General features: G+C 71.6%; 10 protein-coding genes (1 of these 10 cut by a window edge). 9 read left to right on the top strand and 1 reads right to left on the bottom strand.

Annotation, left to right across the window (positions count from 1 at the left end):
* Positions 1-10,078 carry the end of a type I polyketide synthase gene (locus JOM49_RS14300; protein ID WP_209664766.1) on the top strand. The gene continues 19,568 nt to the left of window position 1, outside the view, so 10,078 of the gene's 29,646 nt are visible here — the last part of the coding sequence; its start codon lies beyond the left edge, outside the window; it ends in the stop codon at positions 10,076-10,078.
* A gap of 344 nt (positions 10,079-10,422) precedes the next feature.
* Here the strand turns inward: JOM49_RS14300 and JOM49_RS14305 are convergent, their stop codons facing one another.
* Positions 10,423-10,857: a type II 3-dehydroquinate dehydratase gene (locus JOM49_RS14305; protein WP_209664767.1), complete on the bottom strand. Its 435-nt coding sequence runs from the start codon at positions 10,855-10,857 to the stop codon at positions 10,423-10,425.
* A 55-nt stretch (positions 10,858-10,912) separates the two neighbouring features.
* On the opposite strand from JOM49_RS14305, the gene JOM49_RS14310 reads away from it, so the two are divergent.
* The 8 genes from JOM49_RS14310 to JOM49_RS14345 all read left to right on the top strand — a co-directional run bounded on the left by JOM49_RS14310 (position 10,913) and on the right by JOM49_RS14345 (position 18,696).
* Positions 10,913-11,785 (top strand): ROK family protein, encoded by an 873-nt coding sequence (locus JOM49_RS14310; protein WP_209664768.1) that lies wholly within the window; start codon positions 10,913-10,915, stop codon positions 11,783-11,785.
* 149 nt (positions 11,786-11,934) lie between these two features.
* Positions 11,935-13,101, top strand: coding sequence for a DegT/DnrJ/EryC1/StrS family aminotransferase (locus tag JOM49_RS14315; protein WP_209664769.1), 1,167 nt, complete (start codon positions 11,935-11,937; stop codon positions 13,099-13,101).
* Entirely contained in the window at positions 13,098-14,171 is a 1,074-nt protein-coding gene (locus JOM49_RS14320) for a Gfo/Idh/MocA family protein (RefSeq protein ID WP_209664770.1), read from the top strand. Before JOM49_RS14315 ends, JOM49_RS14320 begins: the two co-directional genes overlap by 4 nt.
* Positions 14,168-14,842, top strand: coding sequence for an HAD-IA family hydrolase (locus tag JOM49_RS14325; RefSeq protein WP_245369329.1), 675 nt, complete (start codon positions 14,168-14,170; stop codon positions 14,840-14,842). The genes JOM49_RS14320 and JOM49_RS14325 overlap by 4 nt, the downstream gene beginning before the upstream one ends.
* A complete protein-coding gene (locus JOM49_RS14330) occupies positions 14,842-15,867 on the top strand; it encodes a 3-dehydroquinate synthase family protein (protein ID WP_209664771.1) in 1,026 nt (341 codons plus the stop codon). Before JOM49_RS14325 ends, JOM49_RS14330 begins: the two co-directional genes overlap by 1 nt.
* Before the next feature lie 54 nt (positions 15,868-15,921).
* Positions 15,922-17,340 carry an alpha/beta hydrolase gene (locus JOM49_RS14335; protein WP_209664772.1) on the top strand — a complete coding sequence of 473 codons (1,419 nt, stop codon included), beginning with the start codon at positions 15,922-15,924 and terminating at the stop codon, positions 17,338-17,340.
* A 34-nt stretch (positions 17,341-17,374) separates the two neighbouring features.
* A complete protein-coding gene (locus tag JOM49_RS14340; RefSeq protein ID WP_209664773.1) occupies positions 17,375-18,268 on the top strand; it encodes an NAD(P)-dependent oxidoreductase in 894 nt (297 codons plus the stop codon).
* A complete protein-coding gene (locus JOM49_RS14345) occupies positions 18,265-18,696 on the top strand; it encodes a PPOX class F420-dependent oxidoreductase (RefSeq protein ID WP_209664774.1) in 432 nt (143 codons plus the stop codon). The genes JOM49_RS14340 and JOM49_RS14345 overlap by 4 nt, the downstream gene beginning before the upstream one ends.
* Positions 18,697-18,744: the final 48 nt, after the last annotated feature.

The following is an 18,744-nucleotide window of genomic DNA, read 5'->3' on the forward strand; positions in this document are numbered from 1 at the left end:
GTGGCAGCTGGTCCTCGACGGCACCGACGCGATCTCGGAGTTCCCGGCCAACCGCGGCTGGGACCTGGACGCGCTGTACCACCCGGACCCCGACCACCCCGGCACCGCGTACACGCGCTCCGGCGGGTTCCTGCACGACGCCGGCGAGTTCGACCCCGAGTTCTTCGGGATGAGCCCGCGTGAGGCGATGGCGACGGACTCGCAGCAGCGGTTGCTCCTGGAGACCTCGTGGGAGGCGATCGAGCGCGCGGGCATCGATCCGCTGTCGCTCAAGGGCAGCCAGACCGGTGTGTTCGCCGGGGTGATGTACAACGACTACTCGTCGATCCTGCACGGCGGTGACTTCGAAGGGCACCAGGGCACCGGCACCTCGCCGAGCGTGGTTTCCGGCCGCCTGTCCTACACCTTCGGCTTCGAGGGCCCGGCGGTCACGGTCGACACGGCGTGCTCGTCTTCGCTGGTCGCGCTGCATCTGGCCGCCCAGGCTCTGCGATCCGGTGAATGCTCGCTGGCGCTCGCCGGTGGGGTGACGGTCATGTCGACGCCGTCCGCGCTGGTCGAGTTCTCCCGGCAGCGCGGGCTTTCCGAAGACGGCCGCTGCAAGGCGTTCTCCGACTCGGCCGACGGCGTGGGCTGGTCGGAAGGCGCCGGTCTGCTGGTGGTCGAACGGCTCTCGGACGCCAAGCGCAACGGCCACCCGATCCTCGCGGTGGTGCGGGGTTCCGCGGTGAACCAGGACGGTGCTTCGAACGGCCTGACCGCGCCGAACGGTCCCTCGCAGCAACGCGTGATCCGGCAGGCGCTCGCCAGCGCCGGACTGTCCACACACGACATCGACGCGGTCGAGGCACACGGCACCGGCACCACCCTGGGCGACCCGATCGAGGCGCAAGCCCTGCTCGCTACGTACGGCCAGGATCGTGAGCGGCCGTTGCTGCTCGGGTCGGTCAAGTCGAACTTCGGGCACACGCAGGCCGCCGCCGGTGCGGCCGGGGTGATCAAGATGGTCATGGCGCTGCGCCAAGGCCTGCTGCCGAAGACCCTGCACGCCGACACCCCTTCGTCCCATGTGGACTGGGAGGCCGGTTCGGTGGAGCTGCTCACCGAGGTCACCGAGTGGCCGCAGGACGAGAAGCCGCGCCGGGTGGGCATCTCCTCGTTCGGCGTGAGCGGCACCAACGCGCACGTGATCCTGGAGCAGCCACCGCAGCCCTCGCGGACCATCGAGGCCCCGCAGGTCGATCCCGAGGTGGTTCCGCTGCCCGTGTCGGCGAAGTCGGCCGAGGCGCTGGACGCCCAGGTCGAGCGGATCGAGGAGTTCGCCGACGGCCGTGCCCCGATCGACATCGGGTACTCGCTGGCGACCACCCGGTCCACCTTCGAGCACCGCGCGGTCCTGCTGTCCGACAACAACGCTGAGGACGGTATCGCCGAGATCGCGCGGGGCACGGCGGTGAACCGGCCGACGGTCCTGCTGTTCACCGGCCAGGGCTCGCAGCGGATCGGCATGGGCCGGGCGCTGTACCAGCGGTTCCCGGTGTTCGCGGCCGCGCTGGACGAGGTGCTGGCGCACCTGGACGTCCGCGAGGTCATGTGGGGTGACGACGCCGACGCGCTGAACCGGACCGGCAACGCGCAGCCCGCGTTGTTCGCCCTCGAAGTGGCGATGTTCCGCCTGCTGGAGTCGTGGGGCGTCCGGGCCGACCAGCTGGTCGGTCACTCCATCGGCGAGATCGCCGCCGCGCACGTGGCCGGGGTGTTCTCGCTGGAAGACGCCTGCACGCTGATCTCCGCCCGCGCTCGCCTGATGCAAGCACTCCCGACCGGTGGAGCGATGGTGGCGATCAAGGCCACTGAAGCTGACATCTCTTTGCGAGAGGGCGTCTCGATTGCCGCGGTCAACGGGCCGTCGTCCGTGGTCATCGCGGGTGAGGAAGCCGCGGTCCTGGAGATCGCGGCCGGCTTCGAGAAGACCTCGCGGCTGAAGGTCTCGCACGCGTTCCACTCGCCGCTGATGGACCCGATGCTCAACGAGTTCCGGGCCGCCATCGACGGCATCACGCTCCACGAGCCACGCATCCCGATGCGCACCACCGGCGACGTGACCACAGTGGACTACTGGGTGAACCACGTCCGCGACACCGTGCGGTTCGCCGACAACCTGGCCGCCGCCGGGGACGCGCACTTCGTCGAGGTCGGCCCGGACGGCGTGCTGTCGGCGATGGCCGCCGAGATCGCGCCCGAAGCCGTCGCCGTGCCGATCCTGCGCAAGGACCGCGACGAGGAGCTGAGCGCGGTCACCGCGCTGGCCCGTCTGCACGTCAACGGCGTGCGGGTGGACTGGAAGGCGTTCTTCGCCGGCACCGGCGCCCAGCGTGTGGACCTGCCGACCTACGCCTTCCGCCGCCAGTCCTACTGGCCGCCGGTGGTCGCACGCCCCGGCGACGCCTCCGGGCTCGGCATGGAGGCGGTCAAGCACCCGCTGCTCGGCGCCGCGGTCGGCCTGGCCGAGGGCGAAGGGCAGCTGTTCACCAGCCGCCTGTCGCTCGGCTCGCACCCGTGGCTCGGCGACCACGCCGTGATGGGTCAGGTGCTGCTGCCCGGCACGGCGTTCGTCGAGCTGGCGCTGCGGGCCGGGGACGAGGTCGGCTGCGACCGGATCGACGAACTGACCTTGGCCGCGCCATTGGTCCTGCCGGAGCGCGGTGGCGTGCAGACGCAGGTCGCGGTGGGGGCGCCCGACGAGTCGGGCCGTCGCACGGTGGCGGTGTACTCGCGGCCGGAAGGCGCGTTCGACCAGCCGTGGGTGCAGCACGCGACCGGTGTGCTGGCCGAGGGGGAGCGGCAGCTCGCCTTCGACACGAGCGAATGGCCGCCCGCCGACGCCGAGCCGGTCGAGGTCGAAGGCTGCTACGACGCCTTCGCCGAGACGGGATTCGCCTACGGGCCGGTGTTCCAGGGCCTGCGGGCGGTCTGGCAGCGCGGTGACGACACGTTCGCCGAGGTGGAGCTGCCGGTCGAGCCCGGCGGGTTCGGCCTGCACCCGGCGCTGCTGGACGCCACGCTCCACGCCCTGCTGCTCGCCGGTTCCGGCGAAGGCGGCCTGCCGTTCTCGTGGGAGGGCGTGTCCCTGCACGCGACCGGCGCTTCGGCGCTCCGGGTTCGCCTGACCCGCAAGGCCGACGGCATCTCGATCGCCGCGGTCGACCCGTCGGGTGGCGCGGTGGCGTCGGTGGAGACGCTGGCGTTGAAGGCCGCCGAGGTCGTGACCACGGACAACACCGGTGACTCGCTGTTCACCGTCGACTGGACCTCGGTCGCGGTGTCCGAAGAGGGCCCGCTGACCGCCGAACTGACCGGCTCGTTGGCGTCCATTGTGGACGTCCCTGAGGTCGTGGTCGCGCGGATCGAGCAGCCTTCCGGTGAAGCGCCGGAGGCTGTGCGCGAGGTGACCGGGCGGGTGCTGACGCTGCTCCAGGAGTGGCTGGCCGACGACCGGTTCGCCGACGCCAGGCTGGCGATCGTCACGCAGGGCGCGGTGGCCGCCGCCGAGGGCGAGGTGCCCGACGCGGTGACCGCGGCGATCTGGGGCTTGGTGCGCGTCGCCCAGGCGGAGAACCCGGACCGGTTCTCCCTGGTGGACGGCGATGGCGAACTCCTGACCCAGGCGTTGGCCGCCGATGAGCCGCAACTCGCGATCCGCGGGGAGAAGCTGTTCGCGCCGCGGGTGGCGCGGGTGGTCGCCCCCGAGCAGCGCGTCGAATGGGCCGCCGACAGCCGGGTGATGATCACCGGTGGCACCGGCGGGCTCGGCGGGGTGCTCGCGCGGCACCTGGTCTCCGAGCACGGCGTGACCGACCTGGTGCTGGTCAGCCGTCGTGGGCACGACGCCGAGGGCGCGGGCGAACTGGTCGCCGACCTCGAAGCCCGGGGTGCGAACGTCGACCTGGTGGCCTGCGACGTGGCCGACCGGGACGCCGTCGCCGCGCTGCTCGGCGAGCACCCGGTGACCGCGGTAGTGCACACCGCCGGTCTGCTCGACGACGGTGTGCTCGGCTCGATGACCCCGGAGCGGCTGGACCTGGTGTTCCGCCCGAAGGTGGACGCCGCCTGGCACCTGCACGAACTGACCAGGGAGCGCGAGTTGTCGGCGTTCGTGGTGTTCTCCTCGGCCGCCGGGGTGTTCGGCACGCCGGGGCAGAGCAACTACGCCGCCGCCAACGCCTTCCTGGACGCACTGGCCGAGCAGCGGCGGGCCGAGGGACTGCCGGGCCTGTCGCTGGCCTGGGGCGCGTGGGCCGGGACCGGCATGCTGGTCGCCTCCGACGCCGACCGCATGGCGCGCTCGGGTATGCCCGCCATCGACGCCGAAACCGGCGTGGCGCTGTTCGACGCGGCGCTTTCCGGTGACGCGGCGATGGTCATGCCGGTGAAGCTCGACCTGCCGGTGCTGCGGGCCCAGCCGGAGATCCCGCCGCTGCTGCGCGGGCTGATCCGGACCCGCTCGCGGCGGTCGGCGGCCGGTTCTCAGACGGCTGCCTCGCTGGTCCAGCGACTGTCGGGAATGAACACGACCGGTCGTACGGAAATGTTGATGGAGCTGGTGCGCGGCGAGGTCGCGGCGGTGCTCGGCCACGCCGAAGGCACCAAGATCGAGGCCACCCGCCAGTTCAAGGAGCTGGGCTTCGACTCGCTGACCGCCGTCGAGCTGCGGAACCGGCTCGGCGCGGTGACCGGCCTGCGGCTGCCCGCCACGCTGGTCTTCGACTACCCGAACACCAGCGCGCTGGCCGGCTACCTGCGTGACGAACTGCTCGGCGCCGAGGCGGTGGTCCCGGAGCAGGTGACCAAGGTGGTCACCGACGACCCGATCGTGATCGTCGGCATGGCCTGCCGCTACCCGGGTGGGGTCTCCTCGCCCGAGGACCTGTGGCAGCTCGCGCTCGACGGCACCGACGCGATCAGCGGGTTCCCGACCGACCGCGGCTGGGACCTGGACCGGCTGTACAACCCGGACCCGGACCACCCCGGCACCTCGTACTCGCGGTCGGGCGGCTTCCTGCACAACGCGGGCGAATTCGATCCGGCGTTCTTCGGGATGAGCCCACGCGAGGCACTGGCCACCGACGCGCAGCAGCGCCTGCTGCTGGAAACCGCGTGGGAGGCCGTCGAGCAGGCCGGAATCGATCCGACCTCGCTGCACGGCAGCTCCACCGGGGTCTTCGCCGGGGTGATGTACAACGACTACGGCGCCGGGATGGGCGGCGGCGACATGGAAGGCCACCAGGGCACCGGCTCCTCGCCGAGCGTGGCGTCCGGCCGGGTCGCCTACACCTTCGGCTTCGAAGGCCCGGCGGTCACCATCGACACCGCGTGCTCGTCTTCGCTGGTCGCCATGCACTGGGCGATGCAGGCGCTGCGGGCCGGTGAATGCTCGCTGGCGCTCGCCGGTGGTGTCACGGTGATGTCCACGCCGTCGGCGCTGGTGGAGTTCTCGCGGCAGCGCGGGCTGTCGCCGGACGGCCGGTGCAAGGCCTTCTCCGACGACGCCGACGGGGTCGGCTGGTCCGAGGGTGTCGGTCTCGTGGTGCTGGAACGGCTTTCCGACGCCCGGCGCCACGGGCACACCGTGCTGGCCGTGGTCAAGGGTTCCGCGGTGAACCAGGACGGCGCTTCGAACGGCCTGACCGCGCCGAACGGTCCGTCGCAGCAACGCGTGATCCGGCAGGCGCTGGCTTCGGCCGGTCTGTCCACTTCGGACGTCGACGCGGTGGAGGCGCACGGCACCGGTACCTCCCTGGGGGACCCGATCGAGGCGCAGGCGCTGCTGGCCACCTACGGCCAGGACCGCGACCACCCGCTGCTGCTCGGTTCGATCAAGTCGAACGTGGGGCACACGCAGGCCGCGGCCGGTGTCGCCGGGGTGATCAAGATGGTCATGGCGATGCGCCAGGGCACGCTGCCGAAGACGCTGCACGTCGGCACGCCTTCGTCCCATGTGGACTGGGAAGCCGGATCGGTCGAGCTGCTCACCGACGTCACCGAATGGCCGGAGGTGACCAGGCCTCGGCGTTCGGCGGTCTCGTCGTTCGGCATCAGCGGCACCAACGCGCACGTGATCCTGGAGCAGGCGCCGCAGACCACCTCGCCGCTGGAGATCCCGGAGCTCGAGCCGGAGGTCGTGCCGCTGCCGGTCTCGGCGAAGACACCCACCGCGCTGGACGGGCAGATCGAGCGGATCACCGAGTTCGCGGACGGCCGGATGGCGGTCGACGTGGGCCTCTCGCTGGTCACCTCGCGCTCTACCTTCGAACACCGGGCCGTGCTGCTGTCCACTGAGAACGGCGTCTTCGAGGCGGCTCGTGGCGTGGCCGACGACCGCACGCTGGCGGTCCTGTTCTCCGGGCAGGGCGCGCAGCGGATCGGTATGGGACAGGGACTCTACGAGCGGTTCCCGGTGTTCAAGGCCGCGCTGGACGAGGTGCTGGCGCACCTGGACGTCCGCGAGGTCATGTGGGGCCGGGATCAGGAGGCGCTGAACCAGACCGGGAACGCGCAGCCCGCGTTGTTCGCCCTCGAAGTGGCGCTCTACCGGCTCGCGGAATCGCTGGGGCTCAAGCCTTCCTACGTCGCCGGGCATTCGATCGGCGAGGTCGCGGCGGCCCACGTGGCCGGGGTGCTCTCGCTGGAAGACGCGTGCAAGCTGATCTCGGCCCGGGCCCGCTTGATGCAAGCCTTGCCGACCGGTGGGGCGATGGTGGCGATCCAGGCCGCCGAGGACGAGGTCACGCCGCTGCTCACCGACGAGGTGTCGATCGCGGCGATCAACGGGCCGACCTCGCTGGTGATCGCCGGTGCCGAGGACCCGGTCACCGAGATCGCGGCGAAGTTCCAGGCCGACGGCCGCAAGACCAGCCGCCTGCCCGTGTCGCACGCGTTCCACTCGCCGCTGATGGACCCGATGCTGGACGAGTTCCGCACGGTCGTCTCCGGGCTTTCCTTCGCGGAGCCGCAGATCCCGGTGGTCACCAGCGGTGATGTCACCTCGCCCGAGTACTGGGTGCGGCACGTGCGTGACGCGGTCCGGTTCGCCGAGAACGTGGAAACGCTGGTGTCCCATGGCGTCACGGCGTTCCTGGAGCTGGGCCCGGACGGCGTGGTCTCGGCGATGGCCGCCGAGTCGGCGCCCGAGGACGCGGTGCTGGTGCCGCTGCTGCGCAAGGACCGGGACGAGGAGCAGGCCGCGGTCACCGCGCTGGGCAGGCTGCACGTGAACGGGGTGGACGTCGACTGGCGGAGGTTCTTCGCCGGAACGGGGGCACGACAGGTGGAGCTGCCGACCTACGCCTTCCAGCACCAGCGGTTCTGGCCGTCGGGCTCGGTCTCCCGCGGCGGCGACGCCTCCGGGCTGGGCCTGGTCTCGATGGAGCACCCGCTGCTGGGCGCGGGCGTCGAACTGGCCGCCGGGCAGGGTGTGCTGTTCACCAGCAGGCTTTCGCTGGGCTCGCACCCGTGGCTCGCCGAGCACACGGTGATGGGACGGCCGATGCTGCCGGGCACCGCGTTCGTGGAGCTGGCGCTGCGCGCGGGCGACGAACTGGGCTGCGACCGCATCGAGGAGCTGACCCTGGCCGCGCCGCTGGTGCTGCCGGAGTCGGGAGCCGTGCAGGTCCAGGTCGCGGTGGGGCTGCCGGACGAGTCGGGCAGCCGCTCGGTCGCGGTGTACTCGCGGCCGGAGGACGCGGTCGACCTGCCGTGGACCGAGCACGCGAGCGGTTCGCTGGCCGAGGGCGTGGAACGCGCCGAGTTCGACGCCACCGTCTGGCCGCCGGCCGGTGCGGAGGCCGTTTCGGTCGAGGGCTGTTACGAGAAGTTCGCCGAGATCGGCTTCGGCTACGGCCCGGTGTTCCAGGGCCTGCGGTCGGTCTGGAAGGACGGCGAGGACCTCTTCGCCGAGGTCACGCTGGACGACGAGGTTTCGGTCGACGGCTTCGGGCTGCACCCGGCGCTGCTCGACTCGACGCTGCACGCGTCCCTGCTGGCGGGCTCCGGCGAGGGCGGGCTGCCGTTCTCCTGGGAGGGCGTCTCGTTGCACGCGACCGGGGCACGCACGCTGCGGGTCCGCATCCGCACCGCGGGCGACACGATGGCGATCGCCGCGGCCGACACCTCCGGGCAGCCGGTCGCCTCGATCGCGTCGCTGGTGGTGCGCGGGGTGTCCGCCGAGCAGGTGACCGACGTTTCGCGGGACTCACTGTTCAAGCTGGACTGGGTCCCGGCGGCGATGGAGCCGGGCATGCTCGCGGTCGCCGTGGTCGGACCGGACGAGCTGGGGCTCGCGGAGCCGCTGGCGGCCGGAGAGCCGTACGCCGATCTCGCCTCCATTGTGGACGGTGAGGTGCCGGGCACGGTGGTCGCGCCGATCACCGGTACCGAGGACGTGGTGGCTTCGGCACACGAGGTGACCGCGCGGGTGCTCGGGATGCTGCAGCAGTGGGTGACCGAGGAGCGGTTCGCCGATTCGCGGCTGGTCTTCGTCACGCGGGGTGCGGTGGCGGCGGAGGACGGCGACTCGCCGGACCTGGCGGCCGCGGCGGTCTGGGGCCTGGTGCGCTCGGCGCAGTCGGAGAACCCCGGCCGGTTCGGGCTGGTCGACCTCGACGCGGGTGGGCTTTCGGTGGCGGTGCTGCCGCAGGCGCTGACCGTGGAGGAACCGCAGGTGGCCATCCGCGACGGGCTGGCGCTGGCGGCGCGGATCGCCAGGGCCGAGGTCACCGCGGAGCCGTTCACCTGGGACGGCCAGGTGCTGATCACCGGTGGCACCGGCGGGCTGGGCGCGGAACTGGCACGGCACCTGGTCACCTCTCGGGGCGTCCGGGACCTGCTGCTGGTCAGCCGCCGCGGTTCGGCGGCCGAGGGCGCTGCGGAACTGGAGTCCGAGTTGACCGCGCTGGGTGCGTCGGTGTCGATCGAGGCCTGCGACGTGACCGACCGGGACGCGGTCGCCGCGTTGTTCGGCAAGCACGAGGTGCGGGCCGTGGTGCACACCGCGGGTGTGCTGGACGACGGCACGATCGGCTCGCTGACGCCGGAGCGGTTGAGCGCGGTGCTGCGGCCGAAGGTCGACGCGGTGTGGAACCTGCACTCGTTCGGCGGGGAGCTGTCGGCGTTCGTGGTGTTCTCGTCGGCGGCCGGGGTGTTCGGCAACGCGGGGCAGGGCAACTACGCGGCGGCGAACGCTTGGCTGGACGCCTTCGCGGCCTACCGGCGTGACCTCGGGCTCCCGGCGTTGTCGCTGGGCTGGGGCGCGTGGGCGCAGACGGGCATGCTGTCCGGGGCCGACGCCGAGCGGATGGCGCGCTCGGGCATGCCGGCGGTGACGGTCGAGCAGGGCCTGGCGCTGTTCGACGCCTCGCTGGCCGCGGCCGAGCCTGCTTTGCTGCCGGTGCGATTGGATCTCTCGGTGCTGCGGGCTCAGCCGGAGGTCGCGCCGTTGCTGCGTGGGCTGATCCGGACGCGGGCGAAGCGGTCGGCGGCCGGGGTCGAAACGGCGGACACCCTGCTGCGGCGGCTCGCCGGGCTGAGCGACGTGGAACGCGAAGAAGCGCTGATGGCGCTGGTGCGGGAGCAGGTGGCCGCGGTGCTCGGGTACACCGACGGCGGCGAGGTCGAGCCGGACCGGCAGTTCAAGGAGCTGGGCTTCGACTCGCTCACCGCGGTCGAACTGCGGAACCGGCTGACCGGGGCGACGGGCCTGAAACTGCCCGCCACGCTGGTCTTCGACTACCCGACGCCCAACGAACTGGTCGCCCTGCTGCGGGGGCAGCTGGTACCGGAGTCCACAGTGGATGCCGGGGCGGCGTTGCTGGCCGAACTGGCGAAACTGGAGCAGTCGATCGGCCGGGCCGCGGTCGACGACCAGACGTTCAAGCAGGTGGCGGGCCGCCTCGAGGTGCTGCGCACGCGGTGGGCCTCGCAGCGTTCGGGGGCCAAGCCGGAAGACGCCGAACTCGACCTGGACTCGGCGTCGGACGACGAGGTGTTCGCCCTGCTGGACGAGGAGCTGGGCATGTCCTGACCGGACGGCCCACCCGCGGCCGGCGCGAGGCCCCACCAGGACGCCCGCCCGGCCGCAGCCCCACGGGGTGCCCTCAGGGGCCCACGCAATGAATGTGGCCACCCAGCCACATTCATTGCCCCACCCCACTCGTGAACGTGAAGTTCAGGTGCCCGAACGTGCAACTCGGCTTCCCGAGTGTGAGGTTCAGCTGCGCGAGTGTGGGGTTCGGGCGCACGAACGTGAGGTTCGGGTGCCTGAGTGTGGGGTTCGCATGGCATGAGAACCACGTTCAGGAAGCCGAAACCCGCGTTCAGGCAGGCGAACCCCACGCTCGGGAAGCTGAACCCCGCGTTCGGGTGGGGTCAGGCGGGGAGGGTGCGGAGGAGGGCTTGGGCGGCCAGGCGGTAGCCGTCGGCGCCGAGGCCGACGATGACGCCGCTGGCCAGGGGGGCCAGGACGGATTCGTGCCGGAACTGCTCCCTGGCCCACACGTTCGACAGGTGGACCTCGATCCACGGCCGCGGGTAGTTCGCCAGTGCGTCCCGCAGGGACCAGCCCGCGATCATCAGCGCCCCCGGGTTGATGATGGCGCCGACGGTGTCGTAGCTGTCCTGCAGCGTCCGGATCAGCTCACCCTCGCAGTCGTTCTGCACCGAGGTGACGCGCCAGCCGCGTTCCGCGACCTCGGCGGCGACCATGGCCTCGATGTCGGCGAGGGTGCTGGAGCCGTAGACCTCGACCTCGCGTTTTCCCAGAATGCCCAGATTTGGGCCGTTCATCAGCAGCAGTTCGTCCATACTCGCAGTCCTAACACGCACCGCGCCCGAATTCGCTCAGTCCGGTGGGAAGGCCATGACCAATCACCTCGGTATCGACGTCGGCGGCACCAAAGTCGCATTCCGCATGGGGAAGCGCACCGGTGAAATGCGCTGGACCCCCTTTCGCGACATCCGTGACGACCTGGCGAGAATCGCCGAAGCCGTCCGGGAACTCGGCGAGCCCGACGCGGTCGGCGTGGCCATGCCCGCCACGGTGGACCACACCGGCAGGGTGACCACCTGGCCCAGCCGCCCCGGCTGGACGGGCGCCGACCTCTACACCCTCTTCGACGAGATTTTCCCCAGTACCCCGGTGAGTTTCGCCGACGACGGTGACCTGGCCGCGGTCGCCGAAGCGGACGCGGCCGGGTGCGCCGACCTCGTCTACTTCGGTGTCGGCACCGGGATCGGCGGCGGGATCGTCTCGGGTGGACGGCCCTGGCCCGGCCTGGCCCGCGGCTCGTGTGAGCTGGGTCATCTCATCGTCGACCGCAACGGGCCCGCGTGCGGCTGCGGGCGTTCGGGCTGCGTGCAGGCGCTGGCCTCGGGCCCGGCCACACTCCGCCGTGCCGCCGGACTCCTCGGCCACGAACCGGGATTCGACGAGTTCTGCCAGGCCTACCAGGACGCGCGCGGCTGGGCACTGGCCGCGGTGCAGGAGAGTTGCGCCGCGCTCGCGGCCGCCGCGGTCGGCATCGCCGAGCTGGCGCACCCCTCACGGGTGCTGATCGGCGGCGGGTTCGCCGCGGCACTGCCCGGCTTCGCCGCCGAGGTGGCGGCACAGGCGAAAACCCTGGCCGCCAACGGAAAACCGGTGGTGCCGATTCAGCCCGCCGCGCTCGGCGGACTGTCCTCACTGCACGGCGCGGTGTTGCTCGCGGCCAATCAGCACTGGGGAAAACACTAGTCCTCGCCATTCCTGGTGAATATCCCGGACGAATTGCCGGACGGACCCCATAGGGGGGTCGTCGGGGTTGGGGGTGCGCTGACCCGCACTTACGCTCGAACACAACCACGGAATCGCAGCTTTCACCCAAGCCGAACCGGAGTAGCCCGATGAATGCTCGTCCGACCCCTGCCCCCCAATACCCGGCGTGGCCGCAGTTCGACGACGGCGAACGCGACGGCCTCCTGCGTGCGCTCGAACAAGACGGCTGGTGGCGCATGGGCGGTAAGGAGGTGGACACCTTCGAGCAGGAGTTCGCCGACTACCACGGCGCCCCGCACGCGCTCGCCGTCACCAACGGCACGCACGCACTGGAACTCGCGCTCGAGGTGCTCGGCGTCGGCCCGGACACCGAGGTTCTGGTGCCCGCCTTCACCTTCATCTCCTCCTCCCAGGCCGTGCAGCGCCTCGGCGGCACCGCGATCCCGGTGGACGTCGACCCGTACACCTACTGCATCGACGCCAGCGCGGCGGCCGAGCTGATCACCACCCGCACCCGCGCGATCATGCCGGTGCACATGGCCGGGCACATGTCCGACATGGACGGTCTGGCCAAGATCGCCAACGACGCCGGGGTGGCGATCATCCAGGACGCCGCGCACGCGCACGGCGCCACCTGGCAGGGCAAGCGCGTCGGTGAACTGGGTTCCATCGCCGCGTTCAGCTTCCAGAACGGCAAGCTGATGACGGCCGGTGAAGGCGGCGCGGTCACCTTCCCCGACTCCGAGTCCTACGAGCAGGCGTTCCTGCGCCACAGCTGCGGCCGCCCCCGCACCGACCGCCGCTACCTGCACCAGACCTCCGGCTCGAACTTCCGGATGAACGAGTTCACCGCCGCCGTGCTGCGGGCGCAGCTGGCCCGCCTCGACGGTCAGATCGACACCCGCGAAGAGCGCTGGCGCCTGCTGGGTGGCCTGCTCGGCGAGATCCCCGGCGTGGTCGCGCAGTCGCGGGACGAGCGCTGCGAGCGCAACCCGCACTACATGGCGATGATCCGCGTCCCTGGCATCACCGAGGAGCAGCGCAACGAACTGGTCGACGCGCTGATCGAGCGCGGCGTGCCCGCGTTCGCCGCCTTCCGCGCGATCTACCGCGTCGACGGCTTCTGGGAGAAGGGCGCGCCCGCGGAGACGGTCGAGGAGATCGCCGCGCGCTGCCCGGTCACCGAAGAGCTCTACCGCGACTGCGTGTGGCTGCACCACCGGACCCTGCTGGGCACCGAGCAGCAGATGCACGACACCGCGGCCATCGTCGCCGAAGTGCTGGGCGCGCGATGAAGACGTACCGGGTCGCGGTGGTCGGCCTCGGCTGGGCGGGGCGGTCGATCTGGCTGCCCCGCCTGCAGGCCCACCCCGCCTTCGAAGTGGTCGCCGCGGTCGATCCCGAGGCGGTCATCCGCAGCACCGTGCGCCGCGAAGCCGGCGAAGACCTCCGCCTGCTGTCCAGTGTGGACGAACTGAAGAACATCCAGGTCGACCTGGCCGTGGTCGCGGTGCCGAACCACCTGCACCACGACGTGGCCAAGGGCCTGCTGCTCGACGGGGTCTCGGTGTTCCTGGAGAAGCCGGTCTGCCTGTCCACCGAGGAGGTCGACTCGCTGGCCGCCGCCGAGCGCGCCGGGCGGGCGACCCTGCTGGCGGGCAGCGCGGCCAACTTCCGCGCCGACATCCTCGCCCTGCACGACCTGCGCAAGGAACTCGGCCACATCCGGCACATCGAGCTGAGCTGGATTCGCGCCCGCGGCGTCCCCTCCGGCGACGGCTGGTTCACCGATCGCCGCTACGCCGGTGGCGGTGCGCTGGTCGACCTCGGCTGGCACCTGCTCGACGTGGCCGGACCGCTGCTCGGAGACGCCGAGATCGACCAGGTCGTCGGCTCGGTCTCGGCCGACTTCGTGAACGACAGCTCGCGGGGCGCGGTGTGGCGCCACGACGCGGGTGCCGGTGCCGCCGGTGACGTCGAGGACACCGCGAACGCCTTCCTGGTCACCGACGACGGCACCTCGGTGCTGGTCCGCGCGAGCTGGGCGTCGCACGAGGAACGCGACGTGACCAGCGTGACCGTGCACGGCAGCGAGGGCACCGCCCGGCTGCGCTGCACCTTCGGCTTCAGCCCGAACCGCGAGGACGGGCCGGTGCTGAGCCTGACCTGCGACGGCGAAACCGTGGTGCTGCCGGTACCCGACGAGCCGATCGGCTCGGAGTACGACCGGCAGCTCACCGAACTGCCCGGCCTGCTGGCGGACCCGGCGGCGCAGGGCAGGGCGATCGAGGACGCCCGCAAGACCGTGCGGGTGATCGAAGGCGTCTACGGCTCGGTGCGGCGCCTCACCAGGAGGTCGGCATGACGATGCAGCTCAACCGGCCGCTCGGGGTGGTCTTCGACCTCGACGGCGTGATCGTGGACAGCTTCGCGGTGATGCGCCAGGCCTTCGACCTGGCCTACGCCGAGGTCGTCGGCGAGGGGCACCCGCCGTTCGAGGAGTACAACAAGCACCTCGGCCGGTACTTCCCGGACATCATGCGGATCATGGGGCTGCCGCTGGCGATGGAGGAGCCGTTCGTCCGCGAGAGCTACCGGCTCGCCGGCGAGGTCAAGGTGCACGACGGGGTGCGCGACACGATCGCCACGCTGCGCGAGCGCGGGCACCGGATCGCGGTGGCCACCGGCAAGAGCGGGCCGCGAGCGCGGTCCCTGCTGCGCACACTCGGCCTGATCGACCTGTTCGACGTGGTGATCGGCTCGGACGAGATCGCCCACCCGAAGCCCGCCCCGGACATCGTGCTGCACGCGATGGACGTGCTCGACGTGCCCGCGGACCGGTCGATGATGATCGGCGACGCGGTCACCGACCTGCAGAGCGCGCAGGCCGCCGGGGTCACCGCCGTCGCGGCGGTCTGGGGCTGCGAAGGCAACACGGCCGACCTGCTGGCCGCGGGTCCGGACGTGGTGCTGGAGCGCCCGGAGGAACTGCTCGCCCTGTGCCCGTCCGCGGTCGCGGTGGAGGCGAGTGCCTGATGTCGCAGCGGATCGACGTCGACCTCGGTGACCGGTCGTACCCGGTGCACGTCGGCGCGGGGACCCGGCACCTGCTCGGTGGGGTGCTCGCCGGCCTGGGGGTTCGGCGAGCCGCCATCGTGTCGGCCCGCCCGGCGGAAGCGCTGCCGGATCCCGGGGTCGAGTCGATCGTGCTGACCGGCAGGGAGGGCGAAGAGGACAAGACGCTGGCGACGGTGGAGGACCTCTGCCGCCGGTTCGCCGGGTTCGGCCTGACGCGCTCGGACGCGGTGGTGTCGTGTGGTGGCGGCACGCTGACCGACGTCGCCGGGCTGGCCGCGGCGCTGTACCACCGCGGGATCCCGGTGGTGCACCTGCCGACTTCGCTGCTGGCACAGGTGGACGCGAGCGTGGGTGGCAAGACCGCGGTGAACCTGCCTGAGGGCAAGAACCTCGTCGGCGCCTACTGGCAGCCCGCCGCCGTCCTGTGCGACACGGACTTCCTGGAGACGCTGCCGCGGCGCGAGTGGATCAACGGTTACGGCGAGATCGCCCGCGCGCACTTCATCGGCGCGGGCGAGTTGCGGTCGCTGCCATTGGCCGGCCAGATCGCCGCGAGCGTGCGCCGCAAGGCCGAGATCGTGTCCCAGGACGAACGCGATTCCGGGCTGCGGCACATCCTGAACTACGGGCACACCCTCGGGCACGCGCTGGAACGGGCCACCGATTTCCGGTTGCGGCACGGGGAAGCCGTCGCGATCGGCACGGTGTTCGCCGGACGGCTGGCCGGCGCGCTCGGCCGGATCGACCAGGCACGCGTGGACGAACACCTCGAAGTGGTGCTGTCGTACGGCTGCCCGTCGGAGTTGCCGCCGGGAATGGATCTGGCCGAGCTGGTCCGCCTGATGACCCTGGACAAGAAGGCGACTTCGGGACTGGCGTTCGCGCTCGACGGCCCGAACGGGGCCGAGCTGGTCCGCGACGTGCCCGAGCACGTGGTGCTGGACGTGCTGCGGCAGATGCCGGTGGGGCCCGCCCTACCGTGAATCCTGTGGCTGGCCCGGTGGGCTCGGCGCGGGCGCCGGGCCAGGGTTGGGCCCATGAGAATGGTCTTGCTCAGCGCCCTGTGCCTGGTGGGTCTGGCGGTTCCGGCGACGGCTTCGGGTGCGCCGCCGCCCGGGCCCCTGCGGTGGGAGCCGTGCCCGGTCGCCGGTAGTGCCGAACCGCAGGAATGCGCCACGCTGCGGGTTCCGCTGGACTACCGGAAGCCACACGGCCAGGAAATCGACGTCCGGGTGTCACGCATCCCGGCGAAGCGGCCGGACGCGCGGCACGGCGTGCTGCTGCTGATCCCCGGCGGGCCGGGTAGTTCCGGCCTGAATCGTCCCTCCACAGTGGACCTACCGGCCGAGCTGCGCGAGCGGTTCGACGTGGTGGGCTTCGATCCACGCGGGGTCGGCAAGAGCACGCCGATCAGCTGCGCGATGTCGCCGGAGGACAACGGCCGCACGATGCCGTGGCCCGCGCCCGACGGCGGTATCGACGCCAATGTCGCGCAGGGCAAGCGGATCGCTGACGCCTGCCGGCGCAACGGCGGCGAGGTCCTGCCGCACATCAACACGAAGAACGAGGTACGGGACCTCGACCGCCTGCGCCAGGCGCTGGGGGAGCGCAAGCTTTCGTACTGGGGCCTTTCGTACGGCACCTACGTCGGCGCGGTCTACGCGACGATGTTCCCGCAGCACACCGACCGGGTGGTGCTGGACAGCACCGGCGACCCGCGCACGGTGGCCCGCGGCTGGCTGGCGAACTACCAGATCGGCGTCGAGGACCGGTTCCCCGATTTCGCGCGCTGGGCGGCGGATCCGGCCAACGCACTGCGCCTGGCCGACGATCCGGCGGCCATCCGCCCGCTGTTCCTGGACCTCGCCGCGCGGCTGGACCACAAGCCGCTCCCCGGCCTGACCGGCAACGGACTGCGGGAGGCGCTGCTGCGGAACCTGTACACCGACAAGGGTTTCGAGCCGTTCGCCAAGCTGATGATCGCGGCCAGGGACGGCTCGCCCGTGCCCCCTCAGCCGCAACCGCCCGAGGACGTGCTGCAGAACACCAGCGCGATCGCCGTTTCCACGATCTGCAACGACGTCGACTGGCCGGGTTCGGTGAAGGCGCACGAACGCGCTGTCGCCGAGAGCCGCGAGCGGTACCCGCTGACCGCCGGCATGCCGGTGAACATCACGCCGTGCTCGTTCTGGCCGTTCGAGCCGGTGAAGCCGGTGCGGATCACCGACGACGGGCCGTCGAACGTGCTGATGGTGCAGAACATGCGTGACCCGTCGACTCCGCTCGCCGGTGCGCGGGAGATGCGCCGGGCGCTGGGGGACCGGGCACGCATGGTCACCGTGGACTCCGGCGGGCACGGCGCCTACCGCGCCAACGGCAACGCCTGCGGCGACGACACCGTGACCCAGTACCTGCTCACCGGGCAGCTCCAGGAATCGGACAGCTTCTGCCCTTGACCTTCATACCGGTGTGAAGGTTCACGATGGCCGCATGACCACCAAGAACTCCACGCACCCGGTGACAGTGCTCGGCCTCGGACTGATGGGCCGAGCACTGGCCGGGGCGTTCCTGCGCGGCGGGCACCCCACGACCGTGTGGAACCGCACGGCGGCCAAGGCGGACGACCTGGTCGCCGAGGGCGTCACGCTCGCCGGTTCGCTCCAGGACGCCCTCACCGCCAACCCGCTCATCGTCGTCTGCGTCTCCGACTACGAAGCCTTCCACGGACTGCTCGACCCGCACGGTGCCCTGCTCGAAGGCCGCGCGCTGGTGAACCTCACCTCCGGCACCTCGGAGCAGGCCCGCGAGACCGCCGCCTGGGCGGCCGGGCTCGGCGCCACCTACCTCGACGGCGTGATCCTGGCCGTGCCCCAGGCCATCGCCACGCCCGACGCCATCCTGCTCCACAGCGGCCCGGCGGAGGCCTTCGAGCAGTACGAACCGGTGTTGCGCAGCCTCGGCCCGACCACGTACCTCGGTACCGACCACGGCCTGTCGGCGCTGCACGACATCGCCGTGCTCGGGCTGATGTGGAGCGTGCTGAACGGCTTCCTGCAGGGTGCCGCCCTGCTGGGCAGCGCGGGGGTGCCCGCGTCGGCGTTCGCCGACCTGACCACGCGGATGGCCGCCACCGTCGCCGACTGGACCCCCGGTTACGCGAAGCAGATCGACGAGGGCGCCTACCCCGCGTACGACTCCACGATCGACACCCACCTGGCCGCCATGGACCACCTCGTGCACGAGAGCGAGGCGGCCGGGATCAACACGGAACTGCCGAAGTCGGTCAAGGCGTTCGCCGACCGCGCGATCGCGGCGGGCCGCGGCGGTGACGGATACGCTGCGATGATCGAAGTGTTCCGCACACCGTCGGAGGTGGGAGCTTGAGCGCCGACCCGTACGACCCGCGCGACCTGCTCGCCGAGAGCAAGATCGGGGTGCTCGCGACGATCAGGTCGAACGGCCTCCCGCAGCTCTCGCCGGTCACGCCGTACTACGACCGCGAGGCCGACATCATCTACGTCTCGCTGACCGAAGGGCGCGCCAAGACGAAGAACCTGCGCCGGGACCCGCGGGCCGCACTCGAGGTCACCAGTGCCGACGGCTGGACGTGGGCGACCGCCGAAGGCCCGGTGACGCTCGTCGGGCCGGGCACCGATCCGCGGGGCCCGGAGGTCGAGGCGCTGGTCGAGTACTACCGCAAAGCCGCGGGCGAGCACCCCGACTGGGACGAGTACCGGTCGGTGATGGTCGCCGACCACCGGGTGCTGATGAAGCTGGCGGTGGCCCACGTCTACGGCGAAACGCTGAGGTGATCCGGGGCGCCTGGTTCGAGTCCGGCGCGTGCGGCGGGCCCTAGGGTG

The organism is Amycolatopsis magusensis, from assembly GCF_017875555.1.
In the GTDB taxonomy this organism is placed as follows: Bacteria; Actinomycetota; Actinomycetes; order Mycobacteriales; family Pseudonocardiaceae; genus Amycolatopsis; species Amycolatopsis magusensis.

What these genes read in the sequence shown, in the direction of transcription:
- JOM49_RS14320 (WP_209664770.1), top strand. Translation starts at nt 13,098, where the DNA reads ATGAAGACGTACCGGGTCGCGGTGGTCGGCCTCGGCTGGGCGGGGCGG.
- JOM49_RS14315 (WP_209664769.1), top strand. Translation starts at nt 11,935, where the DNA reads ATGAATGCTCGTCCGACCCCTGCCCCCCAATACCCGGCGTGGCCGCAG.
- JOM49_RS14335 (WP_209664772.1), top strand. Translation starts at nt 15,922, where the DNA reads ATGAGAATGGTCTTGCTCAGCGCCCTGTGCCTGGTGGGTCTGGCGGTT.
- JOM49_RS14340 (WP_209664773.1), top strand. Translation starts at nt 17,375, where the DNA reads ATGACCACCAAGAACTCCACGCACCCGGTGACAGTGCTCGGCCTCGGA.
- JOM49_RS14305 (WP_209664767.1), bottom strand. Translation starts at nt 10,857, where the DNA reads ATGGACGAACTGCTGCTGATGAACGGCCCAAATCTGGGCATTCTGGGA.
- JOM49_RS14325 (WP_245369329.1), top strand. Translation starts at nt 14,168, where the DNA reads ATGACGATGCAGCTCAACCGGCCGCTCGGGGTGGTCTTCGACCTCGAC.
- JOM49_RS14310 (WP_209664768.1), top strand. Translation starts at nt 10,913, where the DNA reads ATGACCAATCACCTCGGTATCGACGTCGGCGGCACCAAAGTCGCATTC.
- JOM49_RS14330 (WP_209664771.1), top strand. Translation starts at nt 14,842, where the DNA reads ATGTCGCAGCGGATCGACGTCGACCTCGGTGACCGGTCGTACCCGGTG.